Raw genomic sequence first — 18141 nt, 5'->3', positions numbered from 1 at the left:
GCAACACCGCTTAACACACGTCTTGCGTGCGGGCGTTCGGCTTGCTACCTCTCTTGCATTAACTGTTTGTTGGATTTTTATTTTGAATAGGCATTTTTCGCAGCAGGACCGTCAGGGTCGGCTGGTGACGGCGCTTGGCGGGGACCAGTTGGTGCTGTTGCGCATGGATGGCAGCGAGGAGATCTCGGGGTCGTTTGAATGGCGTGTTGAGGCGCTTTCTTTCAACAATCAGCTGGATCTCAGCGCGCTTCTGGGCACCCATGCCACCGTGGAAATCGACCACGCCCAGGGCCGTCGTGCCTTTGACGGGATTGTCTGCGAGGCCAGAAGCCGGGGCGCGTTTGAGAACGGGTTTCGCTATGATCTGGTGCTGCGGCCCTGGCTGCATCTCGCCTCGCTGCGGCGTAACATGCGGATCTTTCACAATAAATCGGTGATCGAAATCGTCGAAGAGGTGCTGAGTACTTATGGCGCCATGGGCAATCCGCATCTGGAGATCGTGACCTCGAGCGCCTATCCGGTGCTGGAATACACCGTCCAATATGGCGAAAGCGACGCCGATTTTATCCGCCGCCAGCTGGAGCGCCATGGCATCAGCTGGTCGTGGAAACACGCCCCTGGCTCGCACACGCTGGTGCTGAGCGATGCGACGTTTCAGCTGCCCGAAGTGCCCGGCGGCACGCGCCCCCTTTATGGGGTCGAGGGGTTTCACCGCCACGAGGACGAACATTTCCGCAAATGGTCAACCGCCGCCCGGATCACCACCGGCGCGGTGCGGCTGACCGAGTATAACTTCAAAATTCCCCATGCGACCCAAGAGGCTGACCAGATGGGCGAGGCCGCGCATCCGCAGGGCGATGTGGAAAGCTACGACTGGCCCGGCGACTATCTGACCCAGGACGAGGGCCGCCATGTGGTGACCCGCCGCCTGGACGAAGAACGCGGCCAGGCCCCGCGTCACGAGGCGGTCGGCGATGTGGTCTCGCTGGGCGCGGGCTGGCGGGTGACCCTTGCGGGAGATCCGGTGTCGGGCGCTACGGGGCAAGGCTTTGTCTGCCTGCGGGCCGAACATCAATTTCGCGCGCAGGGCTATGGCTCAGGCGACGCAGGCGGCGATGAGACCCCCTATGAGGGCGCTTATGTCCTGATGCCCGACAGCGCGCCTTACCGGCCGGAACGGCGCACACCCGCCCCGCGGGTGCAGGGCCCCGAGACGGCGGTGGTTGTGGGCGACGGCGAGATCGACTGCGACGAACACGGCCGCATTCTGGTGCGCTACCACTGGGACCTCGACGGCGCGCATTCGATGCGGGTGCGGGTCAGCCAGAACTGGGCGTCCAAAGGCTGGGGCGGCATGGTCATCCCCCGCATCGGCATGGAAGTCATCGTCGAGCACCTGCGCGGCGATCCCGACAAACCGATCGTGACGGGCTGTGTCTACAACGGCCACAACACCCCGCCGTATGAGCTGCCAGCTCGAAAGACAGCATCCGCTTTCCGCTCGCAAAGCCACAAAGGCCCCGGTTTTAATGAACTACGGTTCGAAGATCAAACGGGCGAAGAAGAAATAATGCTGCGGGCGCAAAAGGACCTGACACAGAAAATTCAAAACAACTCCACCATGCGTATTGATGCAAACCATTTCACTTCGATAGGTCACAATAGTATGGTCGAAGTGGCGGGGCAGGCTACGCAGCATGTTGGGGGCGATTTCACGCTCTCTGTCAGCGGTTCCAATCGAGAAACTTTTGCAACTGGTGAGGTTGCTAAACATTGGGAAGGCGTGCGCAAGATCGGTTACTTGATTGGTCGCGGCAAAAGCGCGATGCAAGGTGTCGGCAATCTCATAATGAATGCTGTTGGAACCATATACTTGTCTGCCCGCAAAAACGCGATTTTGGATGCCGGAGCTGATGTCAGTATTTCAGCAGGCAATGATCGCACAGATACCGTTGCCAGAGATCGCATGGATCAAACCCGCCGCAACAGCCGTACTTCGGTGGGTAAGACGCAACGTGTAGAGGTCGGAAAGAAGCTGAAGGTCACTGTCGGCGAGGAGATCGAATTTCGTTGCGGCGACGCTCTCATACAAGCGCAAAGCGATGGAACGATTAACATCAAAGGTAGCCATATCATTATCAATGGGTCACGGATTGATTTGAACTAATGCTCAAGAATATTTTTCTCGCTGTGCTGTCCCTGGCATTGATCACCAGCCTTGCTACGCAATTCATTGACGGGGCTCGCGCGTCCAAACCGGACAAACCCGAAGTGCATGTTTTTCTTCCGGATGGCTACTGTGGCGAGTTCGTGGTCTTCTGGGGCGAAAACACGCCGCCTGTTGATGAACCGCCGGAATTTCTGAGCTACAATATCTATCCAACACATCCCAATGCAGTGGTGATAAATCTGCCCGAACCCTATGAGCGGGCCGGACTGCAGTTCATTTATTCTGGGCAAGAGGGGAAGTTGGGCAGAAATCCGGTTTTCAAGCGCACCTCCACTGGATCTATGGCGACCTTCGGGACCAGAAAAGTACTGGCCGATGGTACAATCACGACGAGTTCGTCTACGGTCGGTGGGATCCAATTTGACGAGTATTCTGTCGGCACAACGATCGTATGTGAAAGCCCGGCAAAACCGGTGATAGAACCCACGCCAGACCTATACTTTGAATTGACGGGTTCAACCTTCCAGTGGATCGAGGAATGACGGTCTATTCGCTTCACGCACGTGCGTTTCACCCGGACGAGAAATTTGGCATGGGCGGTCTTGGCTTCCATGGTGACAAACGCGGATTTTCGACCAGCCTCGAAGCAACGTGTAGAGGTCGGAAAGAAGCTGAAGGTCACTGTCGGCGAAGAGATCGAATTTCGTTGCGGCGACACTCTCATACAAGCGCAAAGCGATGGAACGATTAACATCAAAGGTAGCCATATCACTCTCAATGGATCACGGATTGATTTGAACTAATGCTCAAGAATATTTTTCTCGCCTTGCTGTCCCTGGCGTTGATCATCAGCCTTGGTACGCAATTCATTAACGGGGCTCGCGCGTCCAAACCGGACAAACCCGAAGTGCATGTTTTTCTTCCGGATGGCTACTGTGGCGAGTTCGTGGTGTTCTGGGGCGAAAACACGCCGCCTGTTGATGAACCGCCAGAATTTCTGAGCTACAATATCTATCCAACACATCCCAATGCAGTGGTGATAAATCTGCCCGAACCCTATGAGCGGGCCGGACTGCAGTTCATTTATTCTGGGCAAGAGGGGAAGTTGGGCAGAAATCCGGTTTTCAAGCGAACGGGGACTGGCATCACCGCAGTATCTGGCACCAGAGAAATGCTTGAAAATGGGCATCTTCGGACCTCAACACGTACCGACGGCTTTATCGATTACAATGAGTTTGAAATTGATACGACAGGGGGATGTGAAAACGACGTAGAAAGCGTTTCTAGGTCAAATTTGTATTTCCTGTTAACAGGCACCTCTTTCAAATGGATTGAATAATGAGCGCCTACGTGATCCACGCGCGAGCGTTTCATCCTGATAAAAAATTCGGATTGGGTGGCTTAGGTTTTCACGGCGACAATCGTGGATTCTCAGCGAGTCTAAGTTCGACATCACGTATATATGCGTTTGGTCAAGTCGACTTTATGACCTCTACATGGACTGAATTTGATGTTAACTCCGATCCCAGTACTGCGCCTTGGTTTTTGGGGGGCACTAGAGAAGAGTACATTGAAGCTGAAACCAAGCCTGAAGGACATGCTAGTTTTGTTTCCAGCCCCTTCGCCCCAAATGGCATGCAGACGGGTAATTTCCAATGGAACTTTCGTGGAATCAACCACGCTTTTACGCCCAATCGGGCCTTCAACAACCTCGTGGTGCCCTATCTGGACTTGAGCGGCACCATTGTCTTTGCAATCGATCGCGACCCTGATGTGTTGGAAATGCAGATTACTTCGACGTTGCGCGGAGACGGCTTCCCGAATTCCGAAGTTTTCATAATCGACAGCAACGACACGCCCATCATGCTGAATACGCATCATCGGATGGGGTATGCGGCGGGGCAGCTTGCCTATAACGCACAGCATCTTCTGGGCGGCACCCTAATCACTGTGAAAATCAATGCAGACGGAAACTTTGTCGGACCGATCCGTGCAACGCGTTGTGTGGATTTCATGCCCGAGGCCCGCGACCTCTTGATCGAGGAAGAGGGTTTTTTCCGTGACACCTATCGAACAGATTACAGCATAACCCAATGGAACCGCCTGCATACAAAACGCGACCCGTCAGAGAAAAACATACTCGGCTTTGATACCGATGACTCACTTCCGTTGCCCCGTGTCAATCCTTTCGGTGGCGAACGCCCGAGCGGTCAAAAGTGGAACAGCCTGGATGACTTGTTTACAGACGCGGGCCCTGAAGATTTGCCTGATTGGAATCATTGATGGCACATACAAATTATAGCCCAATGCAGGGCGCGAACATGGTCAACGATACAACATTGCCTGAGATCTGGGCTAAATTGCACAGATTGGCACGTGGCTGGGGCGATCTTTGGAAGTCGGATGACTTGGAATATGAGCGTAGACATTTGGACCGCAGCTCGAGAGAGTTGCTATCTGGACTTGAAGCTGTGCCAATCGAAAACTGGTGCGCTCTCAGCGCCGCAACAGGGTGGACTGCTTATAGCGCGATCGCTTGTTCTTGGTGCAAAGACGCAGAAATTTCCCACGTGTGGGAGGGCTGGGAGACGTCTGGGTTTCCTCTCAAACCGCTACCAGAATTCGAACGGCCCGCGCGGTTACTCAACCCCGCGCTTCTGACCAAAGCCAATAGTTTGAGCGAGATTGTCGAAGCAGGCAGCAATTCGCACATTGCAATTTGCGCCATGCTCGCAGCTCTCAAGGAGCCGCTGGTGTTTGACATGCCACGCGAAATAATGGTCAAAGCGCCGCCTGAGATCGCCGCCTTTTTGCACGCAAAGATGCGCCAAGTGCCGCAGCCGGACCAAGAGCTCCTCACAGCCTGGTCGACCGCATTTAAAGATACTGAATTTGATACATTGGAGCGCGTATAATGCCGGCAGCAGGACGCAATGGCGATACAGGATCAGGTCACGATGGCTTTCCACCAACCCCGGCAACATCCGGGAGTGGCGATGTCTTTACCAATGGCGTTGAGGCTCTGCGCAAGGGCGATGCCTTTGCGGCGCATTCAAAGCCCAAACACCCGCCGCATGGTCGGGCTTTGGCCGCAGGATCCAGCAGCGTGTTCATCAATGGTCAACCCGCTGGCCGCGTCGGCGATGCCATCGACTGTGGCGGTTCCATCTCCAATGGGTCTGGAGACGTGTTTATCGGCGGGTAATCCTATTTCCTGTGGTTTACAGATTGGGAGTTGTTTCAACTGACAACACATTGGAAGCCGCCATTGGTACATATGCAGCGAAATGGTGCTTTGTCCTGTGTGGATGGCGTCTGCTTTGCAAGAGAAAAATGCGTTGATTGCTCGGTTGGTCAGTACAGTCCTGTGTCCGGCCTTTGATCGCGGCGTGGATATTTGCCGCTGGCCTTGATGGGTTCCGCAAACCTGTTCCCAATCGGCGACGCGAACCTGAGAGTTCAGGACAAAGCACGGGATTTCAGGTTTTCGGATGACCGCACGTGCCATCATGGCATTCGTCTTGCAATTCGTGTTTTCTCGGCTCCTTCTATGCCGCCGATTGGCGGTAGTAGGTATCTTTGGTGAGGATCGCCCAAATGATCCTGGCCGCCTTGTTCGCCATAGCAATCGTTGCGAGGCGAACGGGTTTGCGTTCAAGAAGCTGCATGATCCAAGGGTGCACACGTTCTGGATAGCCACGGGCACGCTGAACTTGAGAGGTCATGCCGATCACGAGTAATCGTCGAAGGTATCGGTCTCCCTTCTTGCTTATGCGGCCCAGGCGCTCTTTACCACCGCTCGACTTGTTCAGCGGCGTAAGTCCCAGCCAAGCAGCAAACTCGCGTCCATTCTTGAACTGTTGGCCGTCGCCGATGGTTGCGACAATGGCCGAAGCAGTGATGGGGCCGACGCCAGGAACGGTCCTAATGCGTTTGGCGCGTTCATCGATCCGAGAATGATACTCGATCAGTTTATCGTAAAACGTGACCCGGTCATCGAGCGCATTAACCTGTTCGCAGAGCGTCTTGAGCATGCTCTTTGCCACGTCAGGCATGTCCAGGCAGTTATCCGTCTGGAACGTCTTGATGAAGCGCATTGCGGCGACTGGTCCGTTCCCGATTACATGACCAAACTCACGCAGAAGACCACGGATCACATTCAACATCTGGGTCTTCTGGCGAACGACAAGCTGGCGCACCCGGTGGATGGTCAGTAGGGCCTGCTGCTCTTTCGACTTCACAGCGACAAACCGCATCGTTGGTCGTGTGACGGCCTCGCAAATCGCCTCAGCATCAACGGCGTCTGTCTTGCCGCGTTTAACATACGGCTTAACGTAGGTGGCAGGCATCAACCGTACATCATGACCGATCGCAGTCAGCTCACGTGCCCAATGATGCGCAGATCCGCAGGCTTCAATACCAACCAGACAACGCGGCAACGCTTCGAAGAACTTGAGCAATTGTCGCCGCCGGATCGAACGATTGAAGGCAACCGTGCCGTCAGCTGTGACACCGTGAACTTGGAAAACGTCCTTCCCAAGATCCAATCCTATTGTCGTAACTTCCATGATGGGGCTCCTTTCCTGACAGAAGATGACTTCTGCAGTGTGCCGCAAAATGCGACGCTTGGTGCAGACGCCATCCACCCCATCCGCACTGCCGACCTTCGCTGTTCCAATTGAACTCCGCTCAACCTTGACCCAAAACGCTGTTGGGCAGATCAAAGGCTTGCTGCGCGCATTGCCTTGCAGTTCACTTGGGACAGAAACCCCAAATTTCGCCACAGGATGTCGCCCCTTTAGACACCTCTATACGCAACTGACCCCTTGTGGGCGGATGGCCGCAGGCTGGGCGTCCGGCGAAGGGGGGGGGCGGGGCGCCCCCTCGCAACAGTGGCCTCAGGCGCCTACATCAGCTGGAAGATGACCCCCGACGCAATCGCCCCCGTCACCCCCAGCGCCAGATAGGTAGCGAACACCTGCGGCTTGACCAGCGACCAGACCGCCGCCATCGCCGGAACCGAGCTCACCGCCCCCGCCACCATGAACGCCAGCGCCGCGCCGCCGCTCATGCCTTGGGTCATCAGCCCCGCCAGCATCGGCGGTGCCACATAAGAGTTCAGATAGGCAGGCATCCCGACCACAGCGGCAATCGCGATCGGGCCAATGCCCTCGCCACCGACCAGACCGGCAATGGTTTCCGCAGCCACATAATGCACCAAGAGTGCTTCCAGCACATAGGCAAAGGCCAGCCATTTCAGCAGGAACAGACCGTTCTGGATGAACTCCCGACGGAACACGTCGCGGCGCGGGGCCTCCTGCCAGAACCGCCACAGCGGCTTTTCCTCTTCTTTTGGAGCGCCACAGCCACAGCAGCTTTGCTTGGGCGCGGCCTTCAGTGGCTGGGCAAACACGCCCTGCCCCATCAGCGCCTTGATGACAAAGCCACCAAACAACCCGAGCGCCACTGCCGCCACTGCCTTGGCAATGGCAAAGGGCCAGCCCAGCGCGGCTGCGGTAATTAACAGGGTCGGCGGGTCAATCAGCGGCGAGGACAGCCAGAAGGCCATCACCGCCGACAAAGGCGCGCCCAGCGCCAGAAGCCCGGCCACAAAGGGGATGACTTCGCAGGAACAGAACGGCGCAAGCCCGCCAAACAGCGCGGCCATCACGATCATTCGCGTTTCGCGCCCTTCAAAGGCGCGCGCCACCATGACCTCGGCCCCCGTGGCCTTCAGATAGGCCAGCAAGAGCACCGCAAAGAGGATATATTTCGCCGTCGACACCAGCGCCGATCCGGCAAATCCTGCGACGGATCCAAGGTTCGCCGGATCCAGCAGCGCCACCGCCAAGAGCAGCGCCGCACCCAGCGCCCAGGGGCTCCAGAGCCATTTTTTCAGGACCTGCGCCAGGCTGATCGCAGGCGCGTTTTGTGTCTGTTCAACCATTGGCTTGCTCCATCTGAGGGCCCGTTTGTGTGCTGGCCTCTGCATCGGCGCAGCATTCACTCAGGATGAACCCCGCCAGTGCCTCCAGCGGGGTGAAATTCGCGCGGCACAGGGTGCTGCGCCCTTGACGTTCCTGGGTCACAACCCCGGCCTCTGCCAGCACCTTGAGGTGATGGGCCAGCGTTGAGGCGGCAAGCCCGCTGCGGGTCTGCAAATCCCCGACACTCAGCCCTGCGTCCCCTGCGCGGATCAACAGCCGCAGCACCGACAGCCGCGCCTCTGATCCCATGGCGGCAAATCCTGCCGCTGCCTCTGCACTGTTCATGTCGCCTCTCGAATCACAACCACAAAACTAGTTATATGGTTATTTGAACGGCGCGCCAAGCCCTCAAGACGCCCCCAATACAAGGGGCCGGGTTGCAAGCCGCCACAGCCGCCCGATTGCACAGCAGATCCGGATAAAAATGCCAAATCAAGCCACAGTCCAGATTGCCCCCAACATAAGTCCAGTCTAGGCTCCGCCGCATGGCCCTTTCCGTTGACACCTTCTTCCTGAACCCCGAAGCCCAAGGCACCCTGCAAGCGCAGATCCAAGAGCTGATCGCCGCCGGTATTCTGTCGGGCCGCTTTGGGGTGGGCGACAAGCTGCCCTCCTCGCGCAAGCTGGCCAAACACCTTGGGGTCAGTCGGATTACGGTGACGCTCGCCTATACGGAACTGGTGGCCAACGACTATCTGTCTGCGCGCGGCCGGTCGGGGTATTTTGTCTCGGACAGCGCGCCGGTGCCGCCCAGCTATGCGCCCGCGCCCCAGCATCTGCGCGACAGCGCCGACCAGCTGGACTGGCAGCGCCATCTGACCCGCAGCTTTACTGGCGGGGATACCCCCCGCAAGCCGCAGGACTGGCGCAGCTATCGCTATCCGTTCATCTATGGGCAGGCGGACGAGACCCTGTTTGACCACGCCAACTGGCGGCTTTGTGCGCTGCGGGCATTGGGGCAAAAAGACTTTGCCGCCATGACCGGCGATTACTTCGATCAGGACGACCCGCTTCTGCTCGAATATATCTCGCGCCATACCCTGCCCCGGCGCGGCATCCTTGCCCGCCCCGAAGAGATCCTGATCACCCTTGGGGCGCAGAACGCGCTGTGGCTGACCTCGGAACTGCTGCTGAACCGCAACCGCAAGGCTGCGATTGAGGACCCCTGTTACTATACCCTGCGCGATCAGCTGGCCCATCGCCGCTGCAAGCTGGATATTATCCCCGTCGATGATGCGGGCCTGCCCCCCGACCAGATCGGCGACGACACCGATGTGATCTTCACCACCCCCAGCCACCAGAGCCCGACCACTGTGACCATGCCGATGGCGCGGCGCAAGGCGCTGCTGGCGCGCGCACGGGATATTGGCGCGGTGGTGGTCGAAGATGACTATGAATTCGAGATGTCCTTTGGCGCGGCCCCCTCGCCGGCGCTGAAATCGATCGATGCGGATGGGCGGGTGATCTACCTCGGCAGTTTCTCCAAATCGCTGTTTCCGGGTCTGCGGCTGGGCTATTTGGTGGGGTCCGAGGCGTTTATTCGTCAGGCGCGCGCCCTGCGGGCCAATGTGCTGCGCCACCCGCCGGGCCATATTCAGCGCACCGTCGCCTATTTCCTGTCGCTTGGGCACTACGACGCCCAGATTCGCCGCACCGCGCGCGTCCTGCAGGAACGCCGCGAAGTTCTGGAAGACGCCATTGCCAAACACGGGCTGACCAAGGTGCGACTCGGCAAACATGGCGCCAGCGGTGGCTCGTCGCTGTGGATGGAGGGGCCTGCGCACCTCGATATGGGTCCAGTTGCCCGATCTTTGCGCAGCAAAGGCGTGTTTATTGAACCCGGCGCGCCCTTTTTCTCTGCCCCGCATCAGCCGCTGCATTACTACCGCTTGGGCTATTCCTCGATCCCTGCAAGCCGGATTCCTGCGGGAATTGCACTGCTTGCGGAAGCTTTGCGCGACGCAGGCGACTAAGGCCAGTCGCCCCGCCCGACACACTGGCTATATGCAGAGCCAGATCTGGCCCTAACCCACACCCCTGCCTGTCCCTAATGCTGATGAAAAGCTGCGGCGTTTCTTCATATCGGTGAACCCGATGAAAACGCGTGGCTCGGGGAAACAGACACATAACGCCGCCCCCTCAGCGGCACACGACTAGGAGAAGCCCAATGCGGATGACCACCGAAGAAGCCTTTGTGAAAACGCTGCAGATGCATGGCATTGAACATGCCTTTGGGATTATCGGCTCTGCCATGATGCCGATCTCGGACCTGTTCCCCAAGGCAGGTATCACCTTCTGGGACTGCGCCCACGAAGGCTCTGCCGGCATGATGGCCGATGGCTACACCCGTGCCACCGGCAAAATGTCGATGATGATCGCGCAGAACGGCCCCGGCATCACCAACTTTGTGACCGCCGTGAAAACCGCCTACTGGAACCACACCCCGCTGCTGCTGGTCACCCCGCAGGCCGCGAACAAGACCATCGGTCAGGGTGGCTTCCAGGAAGTTGAACAGATGAAACTGTTTGAGGACATGGTTGCCTACCAGGAAGAGGTCCGCGACCCTTCCCGCGTCTGCGAGGTTCTGAACCGCGTGATCATGCAGGCCAAACGCGCCTCTGCGCCGGCCCAGCTGAACATCCCGCGTGACATGTGGACTCAGGTGATCGACGTGGAACTGCCCGCGATCGTGGAATTCGAACGTCCCTCCGGTGGCGAAACCGCCCTGGCCGAAGCCGCAGCCCTGTTGTCCGACGCCAAGAACCCGGTGATCCTGAACGGCGCAGGCGTGGTCCTGTCCAAAGGTGGCATCGCCGCGTCCAAAGCGCTGGCTGAACGCCTCGATGCGCCGGTCTGCGTCGGCTACCAGCACAATGACGCCTTCCCCGGCAACCACCCGCTGTTTGCAGGCCCCCTGGGCTACAACGGCTCCAAGGCCGGTATGGAGCTGATCAAGCAGGCGGACGTTGTTCTTTGCCTTGGCACCCGTCTGAACCCCTTCTCCACCCTGCCCGGCTACGGCATGGAGTACTGGCCCGCAGACGCCAAGATCATTCAGGTCGACATCAACCCTGACCGCATTGGCCTGACCAAGAAGGTCACGGTTGGCATCGTCGGCGACGCCGCCAAAGTCGCCACCTCGATCCTGTCGCAGCTTGCGGACACCGCTGGTGACGAAGGCCGCGAAGCACGCAAAGCGAAAATCGCCGAAGAGAAATCCCGCTGGGCCCAGCAGCTCGCGTCGATGGACCACGAGGACGACGATCCGGGCACAACCTGGAACCAGCGCGCCCGTGCCGACAAACCCGACTGGATGTCCCCCCGTATGGCCTGGCGCGCGATCCAATCCGCCCTGCCGCGCGAAGCGATCATCTCTTCGGACATCGGCAACAACTGCGCCATCGGCAACGCCTACCCGGATTTTGACGAGGGCCGCAAATACCTCGCCCCCGGCCTGTTCGGCCCCTGCGGCTACGGTCTGCCTGCGGTCATGGGCGCCAAGATCGGCTGCCCCGATGTGCCGGTTGTTGGTTTCGCGGGCGACGGTGCCTTTGGTATCGCCGTGAACGAACTGACCGCCATCGGTCGCAACGAATGGCCCGCAGTGACGCAGGTTGTCTTCCGCAACTATCAGTGGGGCGCGGAAAAGCGGAACTCCACCCTGTGGTTCAACGACAACTTCGTCGGCACCGAACTCGACCAGCAGGTGTCTTATGCGGGCATCGCAAACGCCTGTGGCCTGAAGGGCGTTGTCGCCCGCACCATGGACGAGCTGACCTCGGCGCTGCATCAGGCGGTCGAAGACCAGAAGAACGGCATCACCACCCTGATTGAAGCCATGATCAACCAGGAACTGGGCGAACCCTTCCGCCGTGACGCGATGAAGCAGCCGGTTGCGGTTGCTGGCATCTCGGCCGAAGACATGCGTCCCCAGCAGGTCGACTGATCCATATGGATTTCTCCCCGGAACTTCCGTTCCAACTGGCCGCTGCGCAGGGGCTCTTCCTCTGTGCAGCGCTTTTTCTGGCGGCGGTGGTGCGGGGTTTATCCGGTTTTGGATTTTCCGCGATCTTTATCCTGATGGCAGCGGTGGTCACCAATCCGCTGCCATTGATCCCAGTGGTCTTTGCCTGCGAGATTGCAATGACCCTCTTTCAAGCCCGCGGCATCCGCCCCCATGTGGACTGGCGCCGCACGATCCCGCTTTTGGCTGGCGCCGCTGTTGCACTGTGGCCAGCGGTGGGGTTTCTGGCCGCGCTGGACCCCTCTCTGGCGCGGCTGATGATTTCCGGTCTTGTTCTGACGCTGTGCCTGTTCCTGCTGACGGGCTGGCAGTTGGAACGGGACCTTGGCCCGCGCGGTCATTTTGCCGTCGGAATTGTGGCCGGTGCCGCCAATGGCGCGGGTGTCGGCGGCCTTCCCACCGCAGGCGCGCTGGCCGCCCAGTCGATGCGACCGGCGGCCTTTCGCGCCACGATGATTGTGTTTCTGACCGGGCTCGACATCCTGTCTTTGCCGATCATGGCCGGTCACGGGCTGGTGGGAGCAGACACCGCCAAGGCCGCGCTCATGGCCTTCCCGATCCTCGGGCTTGGGGTCTGGGTCGGATCGCTTGGGTTTGACCGAATTACGCCGGTGCAGTTCCGGCGCCTGACACTCTGGATGCTCGCTGCATTGGCGGCCCTGAACATTGCGAGGCTGATCTGATGCCCCAAAACATTCTGGTTCTGAACACCGGCTCTTCCTCGGTGAAATTTGCCGTCTTTGATGCCGCCCTGACCGAGATCCTGCACGGTCAGGCCGAAGGCATTGGCACCGATGCAGGCCGGCTGACCTGTGGCGATCACGACATCACCCGCCCGCTGCCCGACCATGCCACCGCCTTGGAGGCGGTGCTGGACGCGCTGGCCGAGGCAGGCATAGACCGCGACCAGCTCGCCGCCGCCGCCCACCGGGTGGTGCATGGCGGCGCGACACTGAAAGAGGCCTGCGAGATCACACCCGATGTGCGCGCCCAGATCGAAGCCGCCGTGCCACTCGCACCTTTGCACAACCCGCATGCGCTGTCGGGCATTGATGCGATCAGCCGCCACGCGCCCGGCCTTGCGCAATTCGCGAGCTTTGACACCGCCTTTCACGCCACCAACCCGGATATCGCCACGACCTACGCGGTCCCGGCCGAAGTGACCGCCCGCGGCATCCGCCGCTATGGGTTTCATGGCACCTCTTATGCCGCCCTCATGCGCCGTTGGGCGGACGTGACTGGCACCAATCTGCCCGCCCGCGTGCTGGCGTTCCACCTTGGCAATGGCGCCTCGGCCTGCGCGATCCTGAACGGCAGATCCGTGGCCACCACCATGGGCTATTCGCCGCTGGAAGGGCTGACCATGGGCACCCGCGCGGGCCAGATTGACGCCAACGCCGTGCTGCGTCTGGCCGAAGAAGACGGCATCGACGCCACCCGCACCCTTCTGAACAACCAAAGCGGCCTCAAGGGCCTGTCCGGTGGCCTCTCGGACATGCGCGCGCTGGGACAGGCCGGCACGGCTGAGGCACAGTTTGCCATCGACCATTTCTGCCACTGGGCGGTGCGCCACGCAGGCAGTCTGGTGGCCGCAATGGGGGGGGTGGACGCGGTGGTGTTCACCGGCGGCATTGGCGAAAACGACGCCTATGTGCGCGGCGCAATCCTGGGCGGGCTGTCCTTCCTTGGCCTGCGCCCCGATTCAGAGGCAAACACCGCCAAGGCCACACAATTGCACCACCCCAAAAGCCGCGTGGCCGCCTGGATTATCCCCGCAGACGAAGAACGCCAGATCGCGCTGGATGCCGCGAAAAGACTGCAAACCTTCGCTTTCGACCCCAAGCAAAAGGTCCCTCCGGGATAGGGTTCGGCGAAATGTCGTATCTGTGATAGAGGCTTTTTGGGAACGATTGTTTCACCTTGAAGCCCTGGGCAGAATTGATACACAAATGATGCACCAATTGACTCACTCCTCCTGAGTCCAAGACCCGGAAGACCATCGTGACCCAAGCCGCCGCCAAGCTCCTCTCCATTCCCTTTGTCCAGACCCTGCACGCCCGCGCGCAGGAGCTGTTTCCGGGGATCGCCGTTTCCGTGATTGTCGCCGCCTCGGCGAAGTTCCTGTCGGAACATTACGACACCCCCGCCATGCTGCTGGCGCTGCTTTTGGGCATCGCGGTCAGCTTTCTGGGGGAAGAGGGCAAAACCGTGCCCGGCGTCGCCTTTTCCGCCCGCTCGCTGCTGCGTCTGGGTGTGGCCCTTCTGGGTGTACGCGTGTCGATGATGGTTCTGGCCGGTCTGGGCCTGCCGCTGATCGCGCTGACCATTGGCGGTGTTGTGGCAACCATTGGCTTTGGCCTGCTGGTTGCGCGGTTCTTTGGCCACCAGTGGCGCTTTGCCCTGCTGACCGCCGGGTCCGTGGCGATCTGTGGCGCTTCGGCTGCGATGGCCATTGGCGCCATCCTGCCGCGCGATGGCCGGTCGGAAGAACGGCTGATCTTTACCGTGATGGGCGTGACCGTCCTGTCCACCATTGCCATGATCGCCTATCCGATCCTGTCCAACTATCTGGAGTTCAACCACATTCAGGCGGGTGTTTTCCTCGGCGGGACCATCCACGATGTGGCACAGGTTGTCGGCGCGGGCTTCTCGATTTCCGAGGAAACCGGCGACACCGCAACGCTGGTGAAACTGATCCGTGTCTCCATGCTGGCCCCGGTGGTTCTGGTCGCCTCGCTTCTGATCCGCGCCTATGTGTCTGAGAAATCCGACGGCAAACAGCCACCGCTGCTGCCCGGCTTTGTCATCGCCTTTATTGTTCTGGCGGGCCTGAATTCCTTCGGTGTGATCCCCGAAGCACTCGCCAACACCCTCAGCGATGCCTCCCGTTGGCTCCTGCTGATCGCCATTGCCGCCGTCGGCATGAAGAGCAACCTCAAGCAGGTGCTCTCTGTCGGGGCCGCCGCCATCGCACTTATTGTGATCGAGACCCTGTTCATTGCAGGCTTCATTCTGACAGGGATCTCGCTTTTGACCTAAGCCATCGCCAAGGGAGGAAACATGACAACACAGCCACGGGTGGAAACATCCCCCAAGGTCTCGGACGAAATCCGACAGACCACCTGTTACATGTGTGCCTGCCGATGCGGTATCAATGTTCATATGAAGGACGGCAAGGTTGCCTACATTGAGGGCAACCGCGACCATCCCGTAAACAAGGGCGTCTTGTGTGCAAAAGGATCCGCCGGGATCATGCAACACAATGCGCCCTCTCGCCTGCGCGCGCCCCTGAAACGGGTCGGCCCGCGCGGGTCCGGAGAGTTCGAGGAGATCTCTTGGGACGAGGCGCTGGACATCGCCGCCGGCTGGCTGGAGCCCATCCGCAAGGACAATCCCGAAAAGCTGGCGTTCTTTACCGGCCGTGACCAATCACAGTCTTTCACCAGCTTCTGGGCGCAGAACTTTGGCACCTGCAACTACGCCGCCCATGGCGGGTTCTGTTCGGTGAACATGGCAACCGCCGGCATCTACACGATGGGCGGCGCCTTCTGGGAGTTCGGCCAGCCCGACTGGGACCACACCAAGCTGTTCATGCTGTTTGGCGTCGCCGAAGACCATGACAGCAACCCGATCAAAATGGGCATTGGCAAGATCAAAGCCCGCGGCGCACGCGTCATTGGCGTCAACCCGATCCGCTCTGGCTATAACGCGGTGGCTGATGACTGGGTCGGCATTACGCCGGGCACCGATGGTCTGTTCATCCTGTCGCTGATCCACTGCCTGATGAAGGCGGGGAAAATCGACCTCGAATATCTCTCGCGCTTCACCAATGCGCCGGTGCTGGTGAACCGGGACCCGGAAAGCCCCGATTACGGGTTGTTCCTGCGCGACGACACCGGTGCGCCCTTGGTGATCAACCGCACCACCGGCAAGCTCGCGCCCTTTGACATGAAAGGCGTGCGCCCGGATCTCGGCGGGTCCTTCCAGATGGGCGACGTGACCCATGTCTCGGTCTTCCAGCTGATGGCGGAAGAATACCTGAAGGACGCGCACGCCCCCGAAGCCGTGGCCGACCGCTGCGGCATCCCCGCCCCCCGCATCCGCGCCATCGCGGCTGAGCTGGCCCGCGTCGCGTTTGAAGAGGCGTTTGAGCTTGATCAGCAATGGACCGATTTCCGCGGCGACGTGCATAAATCCATGGTCGGCCGGCCCGTGTCCATGCACGCCATGCGCGGGGTTTCGGCGCACGCGAATGGCTTCCAAACCTGCCGCGCGCTGCATGTGCTGCAGATCATCCTCGGCACGGTCGAGGTCCCCGGTGGCTTCCGCTTCAAACCGCCCTACCCCAAACCGCCCGAGGCCCACCCCGCGCCCCACTGCCGCGTCACCCCCAACAAACCGCTCGACGGGCCGCATCTGGGGTTCGTCCACGGCCCCGAACATCTGGCCCTGAAAACGGACGGCAGCCCTGCCCGCATCGACAAGGCGTTCACTTGGGAAAACCCCATGTCCAGCCACGGGCTGATGCATATGGTGATCTCCAACGCCCACGCCGGTGATCCCTACAAGATCGACACGCTGTTTATGTATATGGCGAATATGTCGTGGAACTCCTCGATGAACACGCGCGGCGTGATCGAGATGCTGACCGACAAGGATGAGGACGGGGAATATGTGATCCCCCGGATCATCTACTCCGACGCCTATAGCTCCGAAATGGTGGCCTATGCCGACCTGATCCTGCCGGACACCACCTACCTCGAACGCCACGACTGTATCTCGCTCCTTGACCGCCCGATCTGCGAGGCTGATGGCGCCGCAGACGCAATCCGCTGGCCGGTGGTCGAACCCGACCGTGACGTGCGCGGCTTCCAGTCGGTGCTGGTGCAGCTTGCCAATAAGATGAAGCTGCCGGGCTTCACCCATGAGGACGGCAGCGCCAAGTGGAAAGACTACGCTGACTATATCGTCAACCACGAACGCAAACCGGGCATTGGCCCGCTGGCGGGCTTCCGGGGTGAGGACGGCGACAAGGTAGGCCGCGGCGCAGTGAACCCCGATCAGCTCAACAAGTACATCGACAATGGCGGCTTCTTCCTGACCCATGTGCCCGAGGAAGGCGCCTATTACAAACCCTGGAACCGCGCCTATCAGGATTGGGCGGTGGATCTGGGCCTGTTCGACAGCCCGCAACCCTATCTGTTCCAGCTCTACTGCGAACCCATGCGCAAGTTCCAACTGGCCGCCGAAGGCCACGGCGACCGCCAACCGCCCGAACACCTGCGCCAGCGGATCAAAGACACCATGACGCCGCTGCCAATCTGGTACGAGACCGACCAGCAGGGCAACGAAGGCTTCACCGTCAACGCGCTGACCCAACGGCCCATGGCCATGTATCACAGCTGGGGCAGCCAGAACGCCTGGCTGCGGCAGATCCATGGGCGCAACCCCTTGTACGTGCCGACAAAACTGATGCGCGATAATGGCCTCAGCGACGGCGACTGGGCCCGCGTCACCTCGCCCCACGGCGAAATCACCGTCCCGGTGATGGAGATGGCCGCACTCAACGACAACACCGTCTGGACCTGGAACGCGATCGGCAAACGCAAAGGCGCCTGGGCGCTGGACGAAGACGCGCCCGAGGCCACCAAAGGGTTCCTGCTGAACCACCTGATCCACGAACTTCTGCCGCCCAAAGGCGACGGGCTGCGATGGGCAAACTCCGACCCGATCACCGGTCAGGCCGCGTGGTTCGACCTCAAGGTCAAAATCGAAAAAGCCGCCCCGCCAGACGATCTGGAGCAGAGCCAACCGGCCCTCGACCCGCTAAAATCGCCTGTCCCCACCGCCCCCGACGCGCTCACATGGAAGGTTGGAAAATGACCCAGATCCTTCTTTTGGCCCAAAATACTCCGGGGTGCGGGGCAGCGCCCCGCCGCAACATCCGCCACACGTCAGGA

15 protein-coding genes are annotated in these 18141 nt (G+C 59.9%); 12 read left to right on the top strand and 3 right to left on the bottom strand.

Annotated elements, in window-relative coordinates:
- Window positions 1–82 precede the first annotated feature (82 nt).
- From TRM7557_RS04670 to TRM7557_RS04640, 6 genes are all read left to right on the top strand, one after another.
- Window positions 83–2167, top strand: a complete 2085-nt coding sequence (locus tag TRM7557_RS04670; RefSeq protein ID WP_165592410.1) for a type VI secretion system Vgr family protein — start codon at window positions 83–85, stop codon at window positions 2165–2167.
- Window positions 2167–2712, top strand: a complete 546-nt coding sequence (locus tag TRM7557_RS04665; RefSeq protein ID WP_058289055.1) for a hypothetical protein — start codon at window positions 2167–2169, stop codon at window positions 2710–2712. The genes TRM7557_RS04670 and TRM7557_RS04665 overlap by 1 nt, the downstream gene beginning before the upstream one ends.
- A gap of 260 nt (window positions 2713–2972) precedes the next feature.
- Window positions 2973–3509, top strand: coding sequence for a hypothetical protein (locus tag TRM7557_RS04655; RefSeq protein ID WP_058289053.1), 537 nt, complete (start codon window positions 2973–2975; stop codon window positions 3507–3509).
- Window positions 3509–4453: a hypothetical protein gene (locus tag TRM7557_RS04650; RefSeq protein ID WP_131727517.1), complete on the top strand. Its 945-nt coding sequence runs from the start codon at window positions 3509–3511 to the stop codon at window positions 4451–4453. Before TRM7557_RS04655 ends, TRM7557_RS04650 begins: the two co-directional genes overlap by 1 nt.
- On the top strand, window positions 4453–5085 hold the full coding sequence (locus TRM7557_RS04645; protein ID WP_058289051.1) for a hypothetical protein: 633 nt from the start codon (window positions 4453–4455) through the stop codon (window positions 5083–5085). The genes TRM7557_RS04650 and TRM7557_RS04645 overlap by 1 nt, the downstream gene beginning before the upstream one ends.
- Window positions 5085–5375, top strand: a complete 291-nt coding sequence (locus TRM7557_RS04640) for a PAAR domain-containing protein (protein ID WP_058289050.1) — start codon at window positions 5085–5087, stop codon at window positions 5373–5375. The genes TRM7557_RS04645 and TRM7557_RS04640 overlap by 1 nt, the downstream gene beginning before the upstream one ends.
- A 343-nt stretch (window positions 5376–5718) precedes the next feature.
- Here the strand turns inward: TRM7557_RS04640 and TRM7557_RS04635 are convergent, their stop codons facing one another.
- From TRM7557_RS04635 to TRM7557_RS04625, 3 genes are all read right to left on the bottom strand, one after another.
- Window positions 5719–6738, bottom strand: coding sequence for an IS110 family RNA-guided transposase (locus TRM7557_RS04635; RefSeq protein ID WP_058288881.1), 1020 nt, complete (start codon window positions 6736–6738; stop codon window positions 5719–5721).
- Window positions 6739–7076: 338 nt separating this feature from the next.
- Window positions 7077–8117, bottom strand: coding sequence for a permease (locus TRM7557_RS04630; RefSeq protein ID WP_058289049.1), 1041 nt, complete (start codon window positions 8115–8117; stop codon window positions 7077–7079).
- Window positions 8110–8442 carry an ArsR/SmtB family transcription factor gene (locus tag TRM7557_RS04625; protein ID WP_058289048.1) on the bottom strand — a complete coding sequence of 111 codons (333 nt, stop codon included), beginning with the start codon at window positions 8440–8442 and terminating at the stop codon, window positions 8110–8112. Before TRM7557_RS04625 ends, TRM7557_RS04630 begins: the two co-directional genes overlap by 8 nt.
- A 200-nt stretch (window positions 8443–8642) precedes the next feature.
- Here TRM7557_RS04625 and pdxR point away from each other — a divergent pair, with 200 nt between their 5' ends.
- From pdxR to TRM7557_RS04595, 6 genes are all read left to right on the top strand, one after another.
- Complete coding sequence (gene pdxR, locus TRM7557_RS04620) at window positions 8643–10130, top strand: MocR-like pyridoxine biosynthesis transcription factor PdxR (protein WP_058289047.1); 1488 nt, start codon at window positions 8643–8645, stop codon at window positions 10128–10130.
- A 194-nt stretch (window positions 10131–10324) separates the two neighbouring features.
- A complete protein-coding gene (gene xsc / locus TRM7557_RS04615; protein WP_058289046.1) occupies window positions 10325–12103 on the top strand; it encodes a sulfoacetaldehyde acetyltransferase in 1779 nt (592 codons plus the stop codon).
- A gap of 5 nt (window positions 12104–12108) precedes the next feature.
- Window positions 12109–12864: a TSUP family transporter gene (locus tag TRM7557_RS04610; protein ID WP_058289045.1), complete on the top strand. Its 756-nt coding sequence runs from the start codon at window positions 12109–12111 to the stop codon at window positions 12862–12864.
- A complete protein-coding gene (locus TRM7557_RS04605) occupies window positions 12864–14045 on the top strand; it encodes an acetate/propionate family kinase (protein WP_058289044.1) in 1182 nt (393 codons plus the stop codon). Before TRM7557_RS04610 ends, TRM7557_RS04605 begins: the two co-directional genes overlap by 1 nt.
- Before the next feature lie 167 nt (window positions 14046–14212).
- Window positions 14213–15220: a YeiH family protein gene (locus TRM7557_RS04600; RefSeq protein WP_058289145.1), complete on the top strand. Its 1008-nt coding sequence runs from the start codon at window positions 14213–14215 to the stop codon at window positions 15218–15220.
- Between the two features lie 21 nt (window positions 15221–15241).
- A complete protein-coding gene (locus tag TRM7557_RS04595) occupies window positions 15242–18064 on the top strand; it encodes a molybdopterin oxidoreductase family protein (RefSeq protein ID WP_074942070.1) in 2823 nt (940 codons plus the stop codon).
- Window positions 18065–18141 lie beyond the last annotated feature (77 nt).

Source organism: Tritonibacter multivorans, from assembly GCF_001458415.1.
Taxonomy (GTDB): domain Bacteria; phylum Pseudomonadota; class Alphaproteobacteria; order Rhodobacterales; family Rhodobacteraceae; genus Epibacterium; species Epibacterium multivorans.
The sequence above is the reverse complement of the archived record's forward strand: the minus strand, read 5'-3'. Positions and strand labels throughout refer to the sequence as shown.